The organism is Streptomyces alboniger, assembly GCF_008704395.1.
Lineage (GTDB): Bacteria > Actinomycetota > Actinomycetes > Streptomycetales > Streptomycetaceae > Streptomyces > Streptomyces alboniger.
Window position 1 is genome coordinate 3,447,104 of the sequence record NZ_CP023695.1, and the last position, 16,505, is coordinate 3,463,608.

The 16,505-nt window shown below is 71.5% G+C and carries 18 protein-coding genes; 9 read left to right on the forward strand and 9 right to left on the reverse strand.

Annotated features, from left to right (window positions below):
• Positions 1-5: 5 nt before the first annotated feature.
• Complete coding sequence (gene kbpA, locus CP975_RS15070; protein ID WP_055536244.1) at positions 6-815, reverse strand: AfsK-binding protein KbpA; 810 nt, start codon at positions 813-815, stop codon at positions 6-8.
• Between the two features lie 157 nt (positions 816-972).
• Here kbpA and CP975_RS15075 point away from each other — a divergent pair, with 157 nt between their 5' ends.
• On the forward strand, positions 973-1,620 hold the full coding sequence (locus CP975_RS15075; protein WP_055536243.1) for a TetR/AcrR family transcriptional regulator: 648 nt from the start codon (positions 973-975) through the stop codon (positions 1,618-1,620).
• Between the two features lie 144 nt (positions 1,621-1,764).
• On the opposite strand, the gene CP975_RS15080 is transcribed toward CP975_RS15075, so the two are convergent.
• Complete coding sequence (locus CP975_RS15080) at positions 1,765-2,952, reverse strand: acyl-CoA dehydrogenase family protein (RefSeq protein WP_055536242.1); 1,188 nt, start codon at positions 2,950-2,952, stop codon at positions 1,765-1,767.
• A gap of 171 nt (positions 2,953-3,123) precedes the next feature.
• Entirely contained in the window at positions 3,124-4,374 is a 1,251-nt protein-coding gene (locus CP975_RS15085) for a serine hydrolase domain-containing protein (RefSeq protein WP_150476985.1), read from the reverse strand.
• 266 nt (positions 4,375-4,640) lie between these two features.
• Here CP975_RS15085 and CP975_RS15090 point away from each other — a divergent pair, with 266 nt between their 5' ends.
• Both CP975_RS15090 and CP975_RS15095 read left to right on the forward strand, forming a co-directional pair.
• Positions 4,641-5,828 carry a thiolase C-terminal domain-containing protein gene (locus CP975_RS15090; RefSeq protein ID WP_150476986.1) on the forward strand — a complete coding sequence of 396 codons (1,188 nt, stop codon included), beginning with the start codon at positions 4,641-4,643 and terminating at the stop codon, positions 5,826-5,828.
• Positions 5,829-5,901: 73 nt separating this feature from the next.
• Positions 5,902-6,618, forward strand: a complete 717-nt coding sequence (locus tag CP975_RS15095; protein WP_150476987.1) for a pyridoxine/pyridoxamine 5'-phosphate oxidase — start codon at positions 5,902-5,904, stop codon at positions 6,616-6,618.
• Between the two features lie 30 nt (positions 6,619-6,648).
• Here the strand turns inward: CP975_RS15095 and CP975_RS15100 are convergent, their stop codons facing one another.
• The gene (locus tag CP975_RS15100) at positions 6,649-7,521 is read right to left on the reverse strand and encodes a GNAT family N-acetyltransferase (protein WP_150476988.1); all 873 of its coding nucleotides are present in this window, start codon (positions 7,519-7,521) and stop codon (positions 6,649-6,651) included.
• Positions 7,522-7,812: 291 nt separating this feature from the next.
• Here CP975_RS15100 and CP975_RS35045 point away from each other — a divergent pair, with 291 nt between their 5' ends.
• Entirely contained in the window at positions 7,813-7,983 is a 171-nt protein-coding gene (locus CP975_RS35045) for a hypothetical protein (RefSeq protein ID WP_167532699.1), read from the forward strand.
• Positions 7,984-8,023: 40 nt separating this feature from the next.
• Here CP975_RS35045 and CP975_RS15105 read toward each other — a convergent pair whose 3' ends face one another.
• From CP975_RS15105 to CP975_RS15115, 3 genes are read right to left on the reverse strand one after another with little or no spacing between them, the layout of a single operon-like run.
• Positions 8,024-8,887, reverse strand: coding sequence for a helix-turn-helix domain-containing protein (locus CP975_RS15105; RefSeq protein WP_055533071.1), 864 nt, complete (start codon positions 8,885-8,887; stop codon positions 8,024-8,026).
• A 24-nt stretch (positions 8,888-8,911) separates the two neighbouring features.
• Complete coding sequence (locus CP975_RS15110) at positions 8,912-9,439, reverse strand: DUF6879 family protein (protein ID WP_055533069.1); 528 nt, start codon at positions 9,437-9,439, stop codon at positions 8,912-8,914.
• Positions 9,411-9,671 (reverse strand): hypothetical protein, encoded by a 261-nt coding sequence (locus CP975_RS15115; protein WP_055533067.1) that lies wholly within the window; start codon positions 9,669-9,671, stop codon positions 9,411-9,413. The genes CP975_RS15110 and CP975_RS15115 overlap by 29 nt, the downstream gene beginning before the upstream one ends.
• Positions 9,672-9,962: 291 nt before the next feature.
• Between CP975_RS15115 and CP975_RS15120 the strand changes: the two genes are divergently transcribed.
• Positions 9,963-10,265 carry a hypothetical protein gene (locus CP975_RS15120; RefSeq protein ID WP_150476989.1) on the forward strand — a complete coding sequence of 101 codons (303 nt, stop codon included), beginning with the start codon at positions 9,963-9,965 and terminating at the stop codon, positions 10,263-10,265.
• Positions 10,262-10,426 carry a hypothetical protein gene (locus CP975_RS35050; protein WP_167532700.1) on the forward strand — a complete coding sequence of 55 codons (165 nt, stop codon included), beginning with the start codon at positions 10,262-10,264 and terminating at the stop codon, positions 10,424-10,426. Before CP975_RS15120 ends, CP975_RS35050 begins: the two co-directional genes overlap by 4 nt.
• Before the next feature lie 166 nt (positions 10,427-10,592).
• Here CP975_RS35050 and CP975_RS36610 read toward each other — a convergent pair whose 3' ends face one another.
• Entirely contained in the window at positions 10,593-11,108 is a 516-nt protein-coding gene (locus tag CP975_RS36610; protein ID WP_150476990.1) for a helix-turn-helix domain-containing protein, read from the reverse strand.
• A gap of 15 nt (positions 11,109-11,123) precedes the next feature.
• Positions 11,124-11,642, reverse strand: coding sequence for a Zn-ribbon domain-containing OB-fold protein (locus CP975_RS15130; protein WP_150476991.1), 519 nt, complete (start codon positions 11,640-11,642; stop codon positions 11,124-11,126).
• 184 nt (positions 11,643-11,826) lie between these two features.
• On the opposite strand from CP975_RS15130, the gene CP975_RS15135 reads away from it, so the two are divergent.
• The 3 genes from CP975_RS15135 to CP975_RS15145 all read left to right on the forward strand — a co-directional run bounded on the left by CP975_RS15135 (position 11,827) and on the right by CP975_RS15145 (position 16,499).
• Entirely contained in the window at positions 11,827-12,984 is a 1,158-nt protein-coding gene (locus CP975_RS15135) for a flavin-containing monooxygenase (protein ID WP_150476992.1), read from the forward strand.
• A 283-nt stretch (positions 12,985-13,267) separates the two neighbouring features.
• Positions 13,268-15,502 carry an acetate--CoA ligase family protein gene (locus CP975_RS15140; protein WP_055536452.1) on the forward strand — a complete coding sequence of 745 codons (2,235 nt, stop codon included), beginning with the start codon at positions 13,268-13,270 and terminating at the stop codon, positions 15,500-15,502.
• A 130-nt stretch (positions 15,503-15,632) separates the two neighbouring features.
• Positions 15,633-16,499 (forward strand): enoyl-CoA hydratase/isomerase family protein, encoded by an 867-nt coding sequence (locus tag CP975_RS15145; RefSeq protein ID WP_150476993.1) that lies wholly within the window; start codon positions 15,633-15,635, stop codon positions 16,497-16,499.
• Positions 16,500-16,505 lie beyond the last annotated feature (6 nt).

Below are 16,505 nucleotides of genomic sequence, written 5' to 3' on the forward strand. Positions count from 1 at the left end.
CGCTTTCAGTCCTGGAGGACCGCGAAAACCGCCCCCTGGTTGTCCCTGAGCACGGCGACGCGTCCGTACGGGATGTCATGGGGCGCCAGCTGCACCCGCCCCCCGAGCCGGGTGACCGCCGCGGCCGTCGCGTCCGCGTCCGTGACATTGAAGTAGACGAGGAAGTGCGGGGGCGTCTCGGGCCTGCTGTAACCGTCGGTGGCGGGGGACATCACGCTGCGCCCGCCGACCGCCGTCCCGGGCCCGGCGGCGGCCCCGGCGGGCGACCAGGTGCGGAAGTCGATGCCGTCGAGGTCCAGGTCGTGGACGCCGTAGCCGAAGAGGGTCTCGTAGAAGGGGTCGACGAGGGCCTTGTCCCGCGAGTACACCTCGGTCCAGCAGAACGACCCCGGCCGCATGCTCCTGCCGAACCCCTGGTGGGTGCCGCCCTGCCAGAGCCCGAAGACGGCGCCCTCGGGGTCGGCGGCGAGCCCCGTCGTCCCGAAGGGGCCGACGGGCAGGACCTCCCTGACCATGGAGCCGCCCGCCCGCTTGACACGCCGGGCGAGCGCGGCGGCGTCCGGGGTGGCGAGGTAGACCGTCCATACGGTGGGCATGCGGCCGTCGGCCTTGGGCGCGAGCGCGGCGACGGGCCGCCCCTCGTCGTACGCCTGGGTGTAGTACCCGTACTCCGCGCCCGCGCCGTCGTCGAAGGTCCACCCGAACAGCTCGCCGTAGAACCTCTTGCCGCCCTCGACGTCGGGGAGCATCGCGTCGACCCAGCAGGGCACGCCCTCCGCGTAGCCGCCCGCTGTGTCCTGCTCTGCGTAGTCCATGCCAGTCAAGCTAGCGGCCGTTTCCGGCCTCCGCAGAACCCGAGATCGAACGTTTGGCCGATTCTCATGGAGTAGCCCCTCGGCCGCTCTCACACGCCCCAACCCCATTTGCACTCGGCCGAATCGCGCTCCGATCACCCCTCGGTAAGCTGACGGCATGACAGGACAGGTACGTACCGTCGACGGCCGTGTGGCCGGTCGGCGTGGTCAGGCGACGCGTCAGAAGCTGCTCGACTGCCTCAGCGAGATGCTCAGCTCCTCGCCCTACCGGGACGTCAAAGTCATCGACGTCGCCCGGAAGGCGGGGACTTCACCCGCGACCTTCTACCAGTACTTTCCGGACGTCGAGGGCGCCGTCCTGGAGATCGCGGAGCAAATGGCCGCGGAGGGTGCCGAGTTGACCCAGGTGCTCGACGGCCGCTCGTGGGTCGGCAAGGCGGGCTGGCAGACCTCCCAGGATCTGGTCGAGGGCTTCCTGGACTTCTGGCGCAAGAACGACGCGATCCTCCGGGTCGTCGACCTCGGTGCCGCCGAGGGAGACAAACGCTTCTACAAGATCCGGATGAAGATCCTCAATTCGGTCAACAACTCCCTTACGGACACCGTCAAGGAACTCCAGTCCAAGGGAAAGGTCGACAAGGACGTCAGCCCGGCGGCCATGGCGGGCTCCCTGGTCGCGATGCTCGCCGCGGTCGCCTCGCACCAGCGCGGCTTCCAGACGTGGGGCGTCAAACAGACCGAACTCAAGCCGAATCTCGCGATGTTGGTGCATTTGGGCGTCACCGGAAAGAAGCCGACGAAGTAGCCCTTTCGGGCTTCCGCTCTCCCTAAGTCCTGTCAGCCTGGCGGCGGATCACTGTTGTGGTCCGCCGTTGTGGTCTCCGGGGGCAGAGGGTGTCCATCTTTCCTGCGGGTGGGTTGTGGCTGGCCGCGCAGTTCCCCGCGCCCCTTACGGGGCCGTGAACAGGCCCGCTTGTTCCGCCGCCCGGGACCTCAGCCGGTGTGCGGGGCCGAAGAGGAGTTCGTCGCCCGAGGCTCGCTTGAAGTACAGGTGGGCGTCGTGCTCCCAGGTGAATCCGATGCCCCCGTGCAGTTGTACGGCCTCGGACGCGGCGGCCCGCAACGCGTCGAGCCCCTGCGCGAGCGCGAGACCACCCGCCGCTTCGGCCCCCGCGGCCCCAGAGGCCCCTGCGGCCCACGCCGCGTAGTAGACGGCCGAACGTGCGGCCTCGATCTGCACATACACCTCGGCCAGGCGGTGCTTCACGGCCTGGAAGGACCCGATGGCCCGCCCGAACTGCTCACGCTGCCGCACATGGTCGAGGGTGCGTTCGAGCGCCCGGTCCGCGGCGCCGACGGCCTCGGCGGCCACGACAGTGGCGGCGACATCCCCGATGGCGGCGAGCGCGCCCGGCACATCGACTTCGTCGCCCCCCAGCAACTCCGCTTCGACATCCCGCAGTTCGACACGCCCCTGGGCACGGGTCTCATCGAGCGAGGTCTGCCGCGCCCGCGCCATGCCGCGCGCTCCCTCACGTACGAGGAAGAGGAGCGTACGGGAGCGGGCGAAGCCTCCCGCGTGCGCGGCGACGACGAGCAACCCCGCGCTGTGCCCGTCGAGCACCTGCTCGGCCTGCCCGTACAGCCGCCAGACCCCGTCGCGGACCCTGGCCTGCACGCCGCCCGCACGCCCGCCGCCCGCCCAGTCCCCGGCGTTGTCGCCGACGAGGCCGAGCGCGGTGGCGAGCCCGGTGCCGGGCACGGCGAGGGCGGCGGTCAGCTCCCCGGCGGCGATCCGGGGCAGCTGGGCGGCGCGCTGCTCCTCGGTGCCGAGGGCGAGGATCACCGGGGCGGCGAGGACGGCGGTGGCGAGGTGCGGAGAGGGAGCGAGGCATCGGCCCAACTCCTCGCAGGCCAGCGCGAGTTCCGCCGCCGTACAGCCGACGCCCCCGTACGCCTCGGGCAGGGCGAGGCCGGGCAGGCCGAGCCGTTCGGCGAGGGCGGCCCACAGGGCGGGGTCGTGGCCGGAGGGGGTGCGCACGGCTGCCTTGACCTCGTCGGGCCCGCAGCGCTTGGTGATGAGTTCGCGAAGAGTGCGGCGGATCTCGTCCTGCTCCGCGCTGAAGGCGGCGTCCATCGGCAGGCTCCTCCCCCGGGGGCGGCCCGGCGGCCGAACCCGTTGCTGACGGGCCGTCATATTAAGGCGGCGCCAGGGAGATGCCCAGAGCCGGGCGCGAGGGAACCGGTCGCGCCGCCGCCCGTGCCTCGGACCGGGTCCGGCCTCAGCGGACCCGGCCCGAGAAGGGCGTCAGCGGCGCTCGGGCAGGTCGGCCTCCGCCGGCAGCGCGGTGAGAGCGCGCGGCGCCTTGGCCGACGGTGCCGAGGGCACCGGCTTCTTCCCGCAGAAGGCCGCCTCCAGCGTGCCGCCGAGCGCCGTGTTCGCCGCGCCCCGGTTCGAGGTGTTCGCCATGGCGGAGAGCGCGCGGCGGCCGTCACGGGTGGCGAAGGTGTACGTGTAGTAGCCCTGCACCGTGCCGGTGTGGCCGTACACCTGGGTGCCGCAGGACAGGTCGTAACGGCGCAGTCCGAGCCCGTAGAAGCGGGTCTGGGTGGTGTCCGTCGGGGTGACCGTGGTCATGGCGTCCAGCATCCGGGGCGAGAGCAGCTTGCCCCGCATCAGCGCGGTCGTGAAGGTGTTCAGGTCGACCGGGTCGGAGATGACCGCGCCGGCGCTCTGGGCCCAGGAAACGGTCTGCTCCGTGGAGTCGACGAGCGGCGCTCCCTCCTCGTCGGGGTGGAGGTAGCCGCGTACGTGCGTCCCCTCGATCCGGGTCTCCGGGTGGACGTAGGAGGTGTGGCGCAGCTTCAGCGGCTTGATGATGCGCCGCTCGTACTGCTCGGCGACCGGGGTCCCCGCGGCCTTCTCGATGAGCATGCCGACTACGACGAAGTTGGTGTTGGAGTACTTGTAGGACACTCCGGGCTCGGTGGTGCGGGGTGCGGCCAGCGAGAGGTCGACCAGCTCCTGGTAGGTGAAGACGCGGTTGCGCACGGCCTCGAAGCCGGGCACGGTCTTGGCGAACATGGCATCCGTGTAATCGGCGAGGCCGCTGCGGTGGGTGAGCAGGTGGCGGACCGTGATGCGGTCGTCGGGCAGCAGCCCGGGGAGGTAACGGTTGACCGGCGCGTCGAGTTCCAGCCGTCCCTCGTCGACCAGTTGGAGCAGTACGACGCTGGAGAAGGTCTTGCTGACGCTGCCGATGCGGAAGCGGGCCCGGGTGTCCATGGCCTTGCCGGAGACGCGGTCACGGACACCCTCGGTGCGCGTGCGGACGCCGTCGGGACCGGTGAAGCGGGCCATCGCGCCCGGAGCGCCGTTGGCCATGGCGGCCTTCAGGGCGGCGGTCACGCCGTCCATGTCGGGGGCGGGGGCGGAGGGGGCCACGGGGCCGGCGGGGGCTGTGGGTGCTGCCGGTGCGGCGGGGGCCGCCGGTGCCGCGGAGGCCGCGGTGGCGGGGGCGAGAACGCCGGCGAGCGCGGCGATCAGGGTGGTGCTCATGGCCAGGCGTCTGGGTGTCGACAGGGGCACGTGACTTCCTCGTTCTCGGCTCAGCGGGGGCCGGCACGCGCGTGCGGCGTGCCGTGGGGGCCGGGGAGGGGCGACCACTGCGCTGCCCCGGATCCTCATGGAGCATGAGTGCCAACGCGCCATGCCGGTTCCTGTCACGGGCCGCCGATATCCGACGGTGAAACCCCCTCCGAACGCTCCACCCGAAATACAGACGACCTACTCCACGGACCATGACCTGATGTACCGTCAGATCCATGCCTCCGGCCATCCCTTCCCGTTCCCGCAAGGTCGCCGCAGTCGGTATCGCCCTCTCGGACTGCGGCCGGGTGGATGGGGTCACGCCCTTTGCCCTGCACGCCCAGGCGGCCCGCCGCGCACTCGCCGACTGCGGCCTGGACCGCGGAGTCATCGACGGCGTCGCGTCGGCGGGCCTCGGCACGCTGGCGCCCGTGGAGGTCGCCGAGTACCTCGGTCTGGCGCCCCGCTGGGTGGACTCCACCTCGGTCGGCGGCGCCACCTGGGAGGTCATGGCGGCGCACGCGGCGGAGGCGATAGCGGCGGGGCGGGCGAACGCCGTACTCCTCGTCTACGGCTCGACGGCCCGCGCCGACATCAAGGCGGGGCGCCGCACGTCCAACCTCTCCTTCGGCGCGCGCGGCCCCCTCCAGTTCGAGGCACCCTACGGACACTCCCTGATCGCCAAGTACGCGATGGCCGCGCGCCGCCACATGCACGAGTACGGCACGACGCTGGAGCAGCTCGCCTCGGTGGCCGTGCAGGCGCGGGCCAACGCGGCGACGAACCCGGACGCGATGTTCCGCGCCCCGATCACGGTGGACGAGGTACTGGCAGGACCGATGATCGCGGACCCGTTCACCAAGCTGCACTGCTGCATCCGCTCCGACGGCGGTTGCGCGGTGCTGCTGGCGGCGGAGGAGTACGTGGCGGACTGCGCGTCGGAGCCGGTGTGGGTGCTCGGCGCGGGCGAGCACGTCTCGCACACGACGATGTCGGAGTGGGAGGACTTCACGGTCTCCCCGGCGGCGGTGAGCGGCCGCCTCGCCTTCGAACGGGCGGGGGTCCGTCCACAGGATGTGGACGTGGCGCAGATCTACGACGCGTTCACCTATATGACGCTGGTGACGCTGGAGGACCTGGGCTTCTGCGGAAAGGGCGAGGGCGGCGCGTTCGTGGAAGAGGGCCGCCTGCTGCGCACGGGCGCCCTCCCGACGAACACGGACGGCGGCGGCCTCTCCGCCCAGCACCCGGGAATGCGGGGCCTGTTCCTGCTGGTGGAGGCGGTACGCCAGCTGCGGGGCGAGGCGGGCCCCGGCCAGGTGAGACGCCCGGACGGCACACTGCCGGAACTGGCGGTGGCCTCGGGGACGGGAGGCTGGTTCTGCTCTTCGGGGACGGTGGTGTTGGGGAGGGAGCGGGGGTGAGGGGGCGGGGATAAGAGGCCCCGGAGGTGAAGGCTGACGTTCACCGACGTACGTACGGCGCCACAATCGACGTATGACGACTTCCGGCTCACCACGGCCCGCCGACCCGCAGGGTCACTCCGCGCACCCCGCGTCCGAGTTCCAGAAGCTGCTGAGGGCGCAGCGCGTCTGGGACGTCGAGTTGCCCGGCTTCGATCCGGCGGCGGCGCCCGCGGCGCCGCTGCCCCTCTTCCGCACGTGGTTCGCGGAGGCGGTGGGCGCGGGGCAGGCCGAGCCCCACACGATGGGGCTGGCGACGGTCGCCGAGGACGGCGGGCCCGACGTACGGACCGTGATGCTGCACGACGCGGACGAGCGCGGCTGGCACTTCGCCTCGCACGCGAGCAGCAGGAAGGGCCGCCAGCTCGCCGCCCGCCCGGAGGCCGCCCTGCACTTCTACTGGGCCTCGCAGGGCCGGCAGATCCGGATCCGGGGCCGGATCACCACGGCGCCGCACGCCGAGAGCCTCGCCGGCCTGCACGCCCGGTCGACGGGCGCGCTCGCCGCGGCGCTGGTGGGACGGCAGAGCGAAGTTCTGGACTCCTACGAGGAGTTGGAGCGCTCTTCGTCCGCCGCGTGGGACCGGGCCCAGGCCGAGCCGGACGCGGACGCCCCGACCTGGACGCTGTACGTGCTGGAGCCCCTGGAGGCGGAGTTCTTCCAGGGTGACGCGCGGCGTCGGCACGTCCGGCTGCGGTACCGGAGGGCGCGGGCCGACCAGGCCTGGACCCGGGAGCTGCTCTGGCCCTGAGCCCGGCTCGCCTGGTCAAAGGTCCGGGGTTCATACGCTGAAGTCGTACTGGGTGAAGTCCCGTACGGGTCGGTAGCCGATCCGCTGGTAGAGGCCGTTGCTGGTGGGGTTGGCGAGGTCCGTGAAGAGCAGCACCTCGGCGGCGCCCGCGTCGAGCGCGGCGCGGGTGACGGCTACGGTGGCGGCACCGCCGTAGCCGCGGCCGCGGAGAGCGGCCGGGGTGTACACGGGGGCGACGCGGACCTGCCCGGCGATGAGGCGGGTGGCCCCGGCCATCGCGGCGGGCGTGCCGTCCGGGGTCTCCCAGAGGGTGATGCCTCCATAGGCGAGACGGGCGTTCACCCACGCCCCGGGTTCCCTGGCGGGCGGCTCGCCGACGGCCTCCGCGAACTCCCCGTGCCAGCGCGTCAGCAGCTCCCGGTCACCCTCGTCGGCGAGGCGGGCGCGGCCCGGCGGGGCGGGCTCGGGCGGGGTGAGGGTGCCGAGCCGGTAGAGCCGCTGCCGGTAGCCGGGCGTGGCGGTGGCCCCGGTGTGCTTCTCCCAGGCCCGGGCGAAGGTCCCCGCGGTCTCCTCGTCGGCGCCGACGCCCGGCAGATCCGGCGTGACGTCGGCGAGCTGCCGGGCGAGGGCCTCGACGGCCTCCGGGGCGAGGGGGCTGAGGGCCGGCCGATACGGCGGGGTGCGCAGAAAAGCCCCCTGGACGATGCCCCCCTCATCGACGTACGTACCGAAGTGGGGCGCCTCCTCCCCGTACGCGTGGAGCCCCGACACGCGCAGGGTGTCGGTGACGCTGAGGAGAGCGGTGTGCAGGGCGGGCTCGGACCGCAGAAACGCATCGGCGCGGGCACGGAAGAGGTCGAGGTCGCGGGTCAACTGCCAGCGGGGATAAGGGTCATTGGCCATAAACGATGATCGCGCGCTCCGCGCACCGGCCTCAAGGTATTTCACGGCGGTGGACGGCGTACCTATGGGGCGCGGTGACGGGTGAGAACCCGCGCGGCCCGGCGATCACCGCCTGGTACGCCATCGGGCACTTGACTGATCCTGTGGGCGTCCGGGGCGCCAGAGCACTCCGTGCCCCACCCCGCGCACCGGCAGCGTGACAGATGCCGGGCACGTGGGGCGTGGTCGGCCGCCGCCGAACCAGCGCAACGGGCAGCCGATCTGGCGTCCTGCCGGGGGATCCTCGACGAGATGAAGACGAAGAACGAGAAGCAGAACGAGCGCATCGACCAGCTGGGCAGCCTCGTGCTCGCCTACCTCTGGACCGTCGACCGGCTGATCCACCGCATGTGGGACGCTGGCGTCACCTCCGATCCGCGCGACATACACGACCAGACCCGCGAGCACATGCGCGCCAGATGATCCGGCCCCCTTTCACCTTCGGGCGGGAGGGGGCCTTTCGCTATGTATCAGCGTGGTCGACGGCGTTGAGGGCCTGCGCGATTAGAGAGCGCGCCTCCGCACCGTAGACGGCCATACGCCGTAGCCGCTCGAACGTTTCCAAGTACTGCGCGACTTCACCGGGCTGCGTCACATTCACCTCAGCCGAGACCAGCTCAACCGAGACGAGCCGGTCGTCGTAGACGTGGAACGTCTCCTCTGGCCAGTGGGAACGCCGAGCACTCATAGGGATGACACCGAGAGAGACGGCAGGCATCGCGCCCACGGTGAGCAGGTATCCGAGCTGGGCTGCCATCGCATCCGGGCCGACGATCTGGCAGTACAGTACCGACTCCTCCACCACCACGACGAACCGATGCCCCTGTTCGTGGATGATGCGCGAGCGCTCAAGCCGGACGCGCGCGGCCTCCGCGCTGTCGTCCACAGGTAGGTGGTGAATCTCAGCGGCCAGTCCCAGCACGGCGAGCGCGTATCCCTCGGTCTGTAGCAGGCCGGGAACGAGGCTCGAGGAGTACATCCGAAAGTTGCCCGTCTCGCGGAAGAACCGCGAGCGGCTCTCCTGGATGTACCGCAGACCGCTGCGAACTTGGTCCCTCCACTGCCGGTACATCGACTCGGCGTTGATCGACTGCACAACGAGATCATGCGCCTGGCTCTCGGCGTGGACGGCAGCACACCAGCGGCGGATGTCAGTGGCCGATGGTCCCGTAAGGGCGTTCTCAATGCGGGACGTCTTGGAGTAGTGCCACCCGCATTCGGCAGCCAACTGAACGACCGTGAGGCCCGCCTCCTTGCGAAGCTCACGCAGACGCCACGCAACGGCTTCGCGTGCGGCTTGGGCAGAGGATGAGGGTGAGGTGGGCATGGATTGGCGGCCGAGGCTTCCTGGTCAGCGAATCTGATAGGCATCGTGCGGGATGGCCCGATCCCAGACGGCGTCAAAAGCTTCGGCGCACAGCTTGGCCACGCGCGGGTCCTCGCAGGTCTCGTGACCGACCATGGCACCGTCCCCGGAGAAGAAGCCCCAGCGGATCACCTGGTCATCGAACAGCCAGAAGTCATTGCCGGGGAGCGCGATGTCAGAGGCACGCCTTCGTGGGAGCCAGCGCACCAGTTCGCCGGCGGCTACGTTCACGGAGGTGGAGGCGTGTTCGTAGCGGATGTACTGAGTCACCGGCTCGGACACGATGCGGGCGCGCCGCACGGTGACGCCACGCCCAACCGCGTGCGAGACGAGGCTGACCCAAGGCGCCCAGTCCGGCGATCCTGGGTCGGTGTCGAGGCGGCCGGTCTCGAGCCACGTCTGGAAGTCCTCCGCTTCCTCAGCGGCGCCGTACAGATCCCGCATCTCGAGGTGCACGGCGGAACGTGTGCAGTCGCCGAACAGTTCAGCGATCGTGGGTGCTGTCGATGACATCGCACGCCTCCCTGATCATGTGCACCATCCTGGCGGGGACGCGGACAATCGCCTCATCCTCCGGGATTCCAACGGCATGCCCTGGCACCTCGAACGCCTGGCACTCTTCCTCAAGTGCAGAGCCCGGCTTCCACCCCTGGAAGACAAGTTCCTGCCTCTCCTCATCGACCCAGACGGTGGGAGAGTCTGCTGTCTTCGTGTCGGGGTCGATCCCGATGAACCGTAGCGACATGGCTGTCTCCGTCCACGTGGTGTGCAGTTCTTTGCGCCACGGTCAGGGCATGCGGGGGAGCGGGTCAAGAGGGCGAGGAGGGTAAGCGCTCTGGGCAAGGCCCTCCCTGCACAGATCTGCACATCGCTGTCAGCGGTGCACATCACGCCTTTAGCGTTGCTTGCCACAGCGAAAACCCTGGCGACCGTGTGCGTGCGGCCCCAGGGCGTGGCCGACTGAGTAAGAGCCGACATGGGCGAGGTTACGGTCCCAGCATCCGGTGCGGGAAGTAGAGACGGAACTCTCCTGACGGTGCCGGTCGACCTGCCCGATCCCTCCGGGCTCGCCGAGGATCAGGTGTGCGGCCGGCGCTGCGTCTGGTGTGTGACCAGCCTCAGCACCGACGCCGCCGTCGACTTCGGGGAGCGTCGTGAAGTGAGCCCACACGGCGGCGTCAGCAGCTGGCACCCCCGCTGCTGCCGCCCGTGCGGCTTCGAGCACGTCTATCGGGCGCTCCTCGACCACACCCAGTCCTGCGAGCAGTGCGCCGACGACCTCACTCGCTGCGCCGTCGGAAAGGCGCTGCGCATGGCCATGAGGCAGGTGCGCGCGTGAGCGAGGGCGTGCGGTACTGCGGGCACTGCGACGAGCCGATCACCCCGGAGAATCCCGGCACGGTTACCGTGAAGATCTCCATCTCGGCCGGCGGCGCCGTCATCCGGCGGCACGACAAGTGCCCGCAGCTGCCCGCGTACGTGCGGCGCACGCCCCGCTAACCCCCCGACCGCAGCCCTGGGAACGGCTGTGGCCGGGGCCGGGCGGCCCGCCCGACGGCACTCGAGGAGCGGGCCGCCCAACACCCCGGCAGAGCAGGGAAGGAAAGCCATGCCGAAATCCGACCCCGCGGTACCGCCCCCGGCTCTCGTCCCGTGCGGGCCGTGCCTACGCCAGCTCCTCACCGCGGATCCGGCCGCCCCTCACGTATGCGCTCAGGGCACGTCCCTCGGTATCGAAGGCGGTCAGTTCTACCTCGTACCGGAGGAAGCGTGCCCGTGCCCATGCCAACAGCAGGAGGAGAGTGACGCGCTGACGGCGGCCAGAGCGGCAGCCCGCACGGCGACGAGCGCTGAGTGATCCACGTCGATACACGATGTCGCGGAGCGGCACCCCGATGACGTCGGCGATACGGATGAGGCTGTCGAGCGTAGGGGCCTGCTGGCCGGTCTCGATGCGGGCGATCGGCGGCGGGCACGGGCAGCCGAGCACGAGCGGCGGCACGAACGGCGGACGCGAGGGCCGAGCGCGGGCGGCGGACGCGGGGGGGGGGTGAGCGCGGGCGGCGGACGCAGGGGGGCGAGCGCGGGCGGCAGGCCCGGGCGGCCGACGCGAACGGCGGACGCGGGTAGCCGAACCCGGGCGCCGAGCCACGCGCCCCCACGCCCGACGCCCCCCACCCATCAGGCCACCCCAGCCCTAATCACCCGCCCCCACCCCAGCCTCCGCCCCCGCCCTAACCCTCACCCTGAACACCGGCACCACGAACCCCCCGCCCTCCCGGAACGTCACCTCCAGCGCCATCCCGATCCGCAGCTCCCCCGGCCTACTGTCCACCACCTCCGTCATCATCCGCGGGCCCTCCTCCAGGTCGACGACCGCGGCCACGTAGGGGACCCGCTTACCGAACGGCGGCAGGTCGTTTCTGTGCACCACCGACCAGGTGTAGAGCGTGGCCCGGCCGCTCGCCCGCTCCCAGGTGACGTCCTCGCTCCAGCACCGTGGGCAGAACTCGCGCGGATAGTGGTGCGCCGCGCCGCACGCCCCGCAGCGGCGGATCAGCAGCCGCCGCTCGGCCGCCGCGTCCCAGTAGGGGCGGGTGAAGGCGTCGGGCTCCGGAAGGTCGAAGCGGGCGGTGGCGGAGGAGGAGGGGGAGGGGGAGGAGGGGGAAGAGGGGGAAGGGGAAGGGGAAGGGGAGGAGGACGGGTTCTTGCTCATTGGCAGCCCTTCTTGTTCGACGACCCCACCTGACGGAACGTCAGTTCAGCGCACCGGCCCCGCCGGGCACAAGAGCACCCACCCCCCGCGCCCGGCGCACGCCGACAACCCCCCGTGATCAATTCGCAACCGGTTCCGGACTTGACCGATACCCATCAAGTAAGCGCGCGGTTACTCTCCAGTTATGGCCGACTCGAAAGTCCCGCCGTCGCCCCAGCAGGACCGCCCCGTCTACGTCATCGGCGCAGGCCCCGGCGGCCTCGCCACCGCGGCGGCCCTGCGCGCACGCGGCGTCCGCGCGGTCGTCCTGGAGAAGTCCGAGCGCGTCGGCGCCTCCTGGCGCGGCCACTACGACCGCCTCCACTTGCATACGACGCGCCGCCTCTCCGCCCTCCCGGGGCTCGCGATCCCGCGGCAGTTCGGCCGGTGGGTGTCGCGTGACAACGTCATCCGCTACCTGGACAAGTACGCCGAACACCACCGCCTCGACATCGTCACCGGAGTCGAGGTCACCGGCCTCGAACGCACCGCCGACGGTACCGGCTGGCTCCTGCGCGCCACCGGAGGGCGGGAGCTGACCGGCAGCGCGGTGGTGATCGCCACCGGCTACAACCACACGCCCCACGTCCCCGACTGGCCCGGCCTCGCCACCTACACCGGCGAACTCCTCCACGCCGCCGACTACCGCAACCCCCGCCCCTTCACCGGCAAGGACGTCCTGGTCGTCGGCGTCGGCAACACCGGCGCGGAGATCGCCGTCGACCTGATCGAGGGCGGCGCCGGCCGGGTCCGCCTGGCGGTGCGCACCGCCCCGCACATCGTGCGCCGCTCCACGGCGGGGTGGCCCGCGCAGCTCTCGGGCATCCTGTGCCGCAGGCTGCCCGTCGCCCTGGTCGACCTGCTCGCGGCGCCGCTCGCCAAGGTCAGCGTCCCCGACCTCTCCTCGAAGGGGTTGCCGCGCCCCGACACCGGCCTGTACTCGCGGGCCAGGCAGGGCGCGATCCCGGTCCAGGACGTCGGCCTGGTCGACGCCGTACGCAAGGGCCGGGTCGAACCGGTCGCCGCCGTCGAATCCTTCGAGGACGGCAAGGTGGTCCTCGCGGACGGCAGCCGGATCGGCCCGGATACGGTGATCGCCGCGACCGGCTACCGCCGCGCCCTGGAGGGCCTGGTCGGCGACCTCGGCATCCTCGACGCCCGCGGCAACCCGACCGCCCACGGCCCCCGCCCCCCGAAGCGGGCCCCGGGCCTGTACTTCACCGGCTTCACCAATCCGATCAGCGGCATGCTCCGCGAACTGGCCAAGGACGCCCAGAAAATAGCCAAGGCAATCGCCCCCTAGCCCTCCAAATCCTTCCGCGATGACGCCCCGCCGGGGGGGCGGGGAACTGCGTGACCAGCCCCCACAACCCCACCCCCGGAAAACCGCAGAATCCGCCACCCCGGCCGGATAGGGGCTTGGCACCAAGACGATCCCCCGCTTCCCTGGTCGAGGGCACACCGAACCCCCGCAACGCGCCCCCGCGAGCCCAGCCTTTGCCTGCACAGCCATTCCTGACACCGCGTCAGTTCAGTAATCTGACTATGCGTCAGTTAGTTGCTGTCACACAGGAGCGGGCGGACCGATGCTTGGATCGACTCACGGCACCTTCACCACCGACCCCCGCCGCGCGCATGTCGTGGCCTGCGGCGAACTCCCTCCCTCCGCCGTGCACGGAAAGGCCGGCCGCCCCCTCACCGCGGACGACCTGGACGTGAGCGGCCGGCCGCTGCACGCCGACGTACCCGATCTGGACCGCTTCTTCCGCCCCGAGTCCGTCGCCGTCATCGGCGCTTCGGATGCCGAGGGGCGGCCGGGGGCCGGCATCACCCGCCAGCTCATCGCCTGGGCCGAGCGGGTCGGCGCGCGGCTGCACCCCGTGCACCCCACCCGGCAGGCGGTTTTCGGCATCCCCTGCTCCCCTTCCGTCGCCGAGCTGCCCGAACAGGTCGATCTGGCCGTGCTGTTGGTCGCCGACCCACTGCCGGTGATCGAGCAGCTCGCCGAGGAGAAGGTGCGGTTCGCCGTCGCCTTCGCCTCCGGGTTCGCCGAGACCGGCGAGAAGGGCGCGGCCGCCCAGGCCCGCCTCGCCGCCGCCGTGCGGAGTTCGGGCCTCAGGCTGCTCGGGCCCAACACCAATCTCAACGCCTTCGAGAAGTTCCGCGACGATCTCGAAGGCCCCGCCATCGCGCTGATCACCCAGTCCGGCCACCAGGGCCGCCCCCTCTTCTCCCTCCAGGAACTCGGCATCCGCCTCTCCCACTGGGCGCCCACAGGCAACGAGGCCGACCTGGAGACCGCCGACTTCATCTCCTACTTCGCCGAACGCCCCGAGGTCGGCGCCATCGCCTGTTACGTCGAGGGCCTGAAGGACGGCCGCGCCTTCCTGCTCGCCGCCGACCGCGCGGCGAGGCAGGGCGTGCCCGTCGTCGCCGTCAAGGTCGGCCGCACCGAGGCCGGCGCCCGCACGGCCGCCTCACACACCGGCAAACTGACCGGCGCCGACGCGGTGGTCGACGCGGCGATGCGGCAGTTCGGCGTGATCCGCGTCGACGGGCTCGACGAACTCCAGGACACCTCCGCCCTGCTGGCGCGGGCCCGCGCGCCGCTGGCCGACGGCGTCGCCGTCTATTCGATCTCGGGCGGCACGGGCGCGCACTTCGCGGACCTGGCGACCGAGGCGGGCCTCACCCTGCCCACGCTCCACGACGCCAAGCAGGCGGAGCTGCACCAGTGGATACCCGAGTACCTGAACGTCGCCAACCCCGTCGACAACGGCGGCCACCCGGTGGGCGACTGGCGCGGCCGGAGAATCATCGACGCGATCCTCGACGATCCGCAGGTGGGGGTGCTCATCTGCCCCATCACCGGACCCTTCCCGCCGATGAGCGACAAGCTCGCACAGGACCTCGTGGACGCGGCGGAGGAGACGGAGAAGCTGGTGTGCGTGGTGTGGGGCTCGCCGGTCGGGACCGAGGACGCCTACCGCCGTACGCTCCTCGGCTCCTCGCGCGTGGCCACCTTCCGTACCTTCGCCAACTGCATCACGGCGGTGCGCGCCCATCTGGACCACCACCGCTTCACCACCGGCTACCGCTCGCCCTTCGACGAGGCGCCGCGCACCCCCTCCCCGTCCTTCCGCAAGGCGCGGGCCCTGATGCGGCCCGGCCAGCAGCTGAGCGAGCACGCGGCGAAACAGCTGCTGCGCGCGTACGGGATTCGCGTACCGCGTGAGCAGTTGGTGACCAGCGCGGCCGCGGCCGTCCGCGCGGCCGGGCTCGTCGGCTATCCGGTCGTCATGAAGGCGTCGGGCCCCCAGCTCGCGCACAAGACCGAACTGGGCCTGGTGAAGGTCGGGCTGACCTCCGCCAGCCAGGTCCGGGACGCCTATCGGGAGCTGACGGACATCGCCCGGTACGAGGACGCGCCGCTGGACGGTGTGCTGGTCTGCCAGATGGTCGAGCGGGGTGTGGAGATGGTCGTCGGCGTCACCCAGGACCCGCTCTTCGGGCCGACCGTGACGGTCGGGCTCGGCGGCGTACTCGTCGAGGTCCTTCAGGACGCGGCCGTGCGGGTGCCGCCCTTCGGGGAGGACCAGGCGAAGGCGATGCTCCGCGAGCTGCGGGGGCGGGCCCTGCTGGACGGAGTCCGGGGGGCGGCGCCCTGCGATGTCGACGCGCTCGTCGAAGTCGTACTCCGTGTGCAGCGGATGGCGCTCGAGCTGGGCGGTGAGCTTGCGGAGCTGGACATCAACCCGCTGATGGTGCTGCCCCGGGGGCAGGGGGCGGTGGCCTTGGACGCGCTCGCCGTCTGCCGGTGAACGGGTCCTCGACGCGCCGCCCCGCGGCAAGGCTCGCCCACGCACCCACCCGTCCGCCCCGCGCCGGATCAGCGCCGAGCACGACCTCGCGTGCCTCGCCACCCGCCGCCTCGCCCAACGGAGCCACCCCATGACAACCTCCCCCGGTTCCTCCCCCGATCCCCTCGACTCATTGATACTTCACGCCACCGACAACGGCGTCTCGTGGATCACGCTCAACCGGCCCGACGCCATGAACGCCGTCACCCGGGACCAGCGCGAACGCGTCATCTCGCTGCTCGGCGAGGCCTCCGACGACCCCGCCGTGCGAGCCGTCGTGATCACCGCGACCGGCAAGGGCTTCTGCGCGGGCGCCGATCTGCGCGGCGCGCCCCCCGGCCCCGCACCCAGCCCCACCCACGCCTCCGCACCAACGCCCGCTCCCGCCGAGCGCGTGGCCGGTGACGTGGCCCGCACCATCAGACGGGGTGCCCAGCGGCTGATCTCCGCCGTCCTCGACTGCGAGAAGCCGGTGATCGCCGCCGTGAACGGCACCGCGGCCGGCATCGGCGCGCATCTCGCGTTCGCCTGCGACCTGGTGATCGCCGCCGAACCGGCCAGGTTCATCGAGGTGTTCGTCCGCCGCGGGCTCGTTCCGGACGGTGGCGGCGCCTATCTGCTGCCCCGTCTCGTCGGGCCGCAGCGAGCCAAGGAGCTGATGTTCTTCGGGGACTCCGTGTCCGCCGCCGACGCCGAACGGCTCGGCCTCGTCAACCGCGTCGTACCGGCGGAGGAGTTGGAGAAGACGGCCCGGGAGTGGGCCGAACGCCTGGCCTCGGGACCGACCCGCGCCCTCGCCCTGACCAAGCAGCTGGTCAACGCCTCCCTGGAGTCGGACCGAGCGACCGCCTTCGCGGCCGAGGCGAACGCCCAGGAGATCAATATGACCACGGCCGACGCGAACGAAGGCGTCGCCAGTTTCGTAGAGCGCCGCACCCCCTCCTACGGAGGTCACTGACCCCAC

Bases quoted from the DNA above. Each gene is read 5' to 3' on its own strand.
- kbpA (WP_055536244.1), bottom strand. From the start codon at position 815: ATGGACTACGCAGAGCAGGACACAGCGGGCGGCTACGCGGAGGGCGTG.
- CP975_RS15075 (WP_055536243.1), top strand. From the start codon at position 973: ATGACAGGACAGGTACGTACCGTCGACGGCCGTGTGGCCGGTCGGCGT.
- CP975_RS15080 (WP_055536242.1), bottom strand. From the start codon at position 2,952: ATGGACGCCGCCTTCAGCGCGGAGCAGGACGAGATCCGCCGCACTCTT.
- CP975_RS15085 (WP_150476985.1), bottom strand. From the start codon at position 4,374: ATGAGCACCACCCTGATCGCCGCGCTCGCCGGCGTTCTCGCCCCCGCC.
- CP975_RS15090 (WP_150476986.1), top strand. From the start codon at position 4,641: ATGCCTCCGGCCATCCCTTCCCGTTCCCGCAAGGTCGCCGCAGTCGGT.
- CP975_RS15095 (WP_150476987.1), top strand. From the start codon at position 5,902: ATGACGACTTCCGGCTCACCACGGCCCGCCGACCCGCAGGGTCACTCC.
- CP975_RS15100 (WP_150476988.1), bottom strand. From the start codon at position 7,521: ATGGCCAATGACCCTTATCCCCGCTGGCAGTTGACCCGCGACCTCGAC.
- CP975_RS35045 (WP_167532699.1), top strand. From the start codon at position 7,813: ATGAAGACGAAGAACGAGAAGCAGAACGAGCGCATCGACCAGCTGGGC.
- CP975_RS15105 (WP_055533071.1), bottom strand. From the start codon at position 8,887: ATGCCCACCTCACCCTCATCCTCTGCCCAAGCCGCACGCGAAGCCGTT.
- CP975_RS15110 (WP_055533069.1), bottom strand. From the start codon at position 9,439: ATGTCATCGACAGCACCCACGATCGCTGAACTGTTCGGCGACTGCACA.
- CP975_RS15115 (WP_055533067.1), bottom strand. From the start codon at position 9,671: ATGTCGCTACGGTTCATCGGGATCGACCCCGACACGAAGACAGCAGAC.
- CP975_RS36610 (WP_150476990.1), bottom strand. From the start codon at position 11,108: ATGGGTGGGGGGCGTCGGGCGTGGGGGCGCGTGGCTCGGCGCCCGGGT.
- CP975_RS15130 (WP_150476991.1), bottom strand. From the start codon at position 11,642: ATGAGCAAGAACCCGTCCTCCTCCCCTTCCCCTTCCCCTTCCCCCTCT.
- CP975_RS15135 (WP_150476992.1), top strand. From the start codon at position 11,827: ATGGCCGACTCGAAAGTCCCGCCGTCGCCCCAGCAGGACCGCCCCGTC.
- CP975_RS15140 (WP_055536452.1), top strand. From the start codon at position 13,268: ATGCTTGGATCGACTCACGGCACCTTCACCACCGACCCCCGCCGCGCG.
- CP975_RS15145 (WP_150476993.1), top strand. From the start codon at position 15,633: ATGACAACCTCCCCCGGTTCCTCCCCCGATCCCCTCGACTCATTGATA.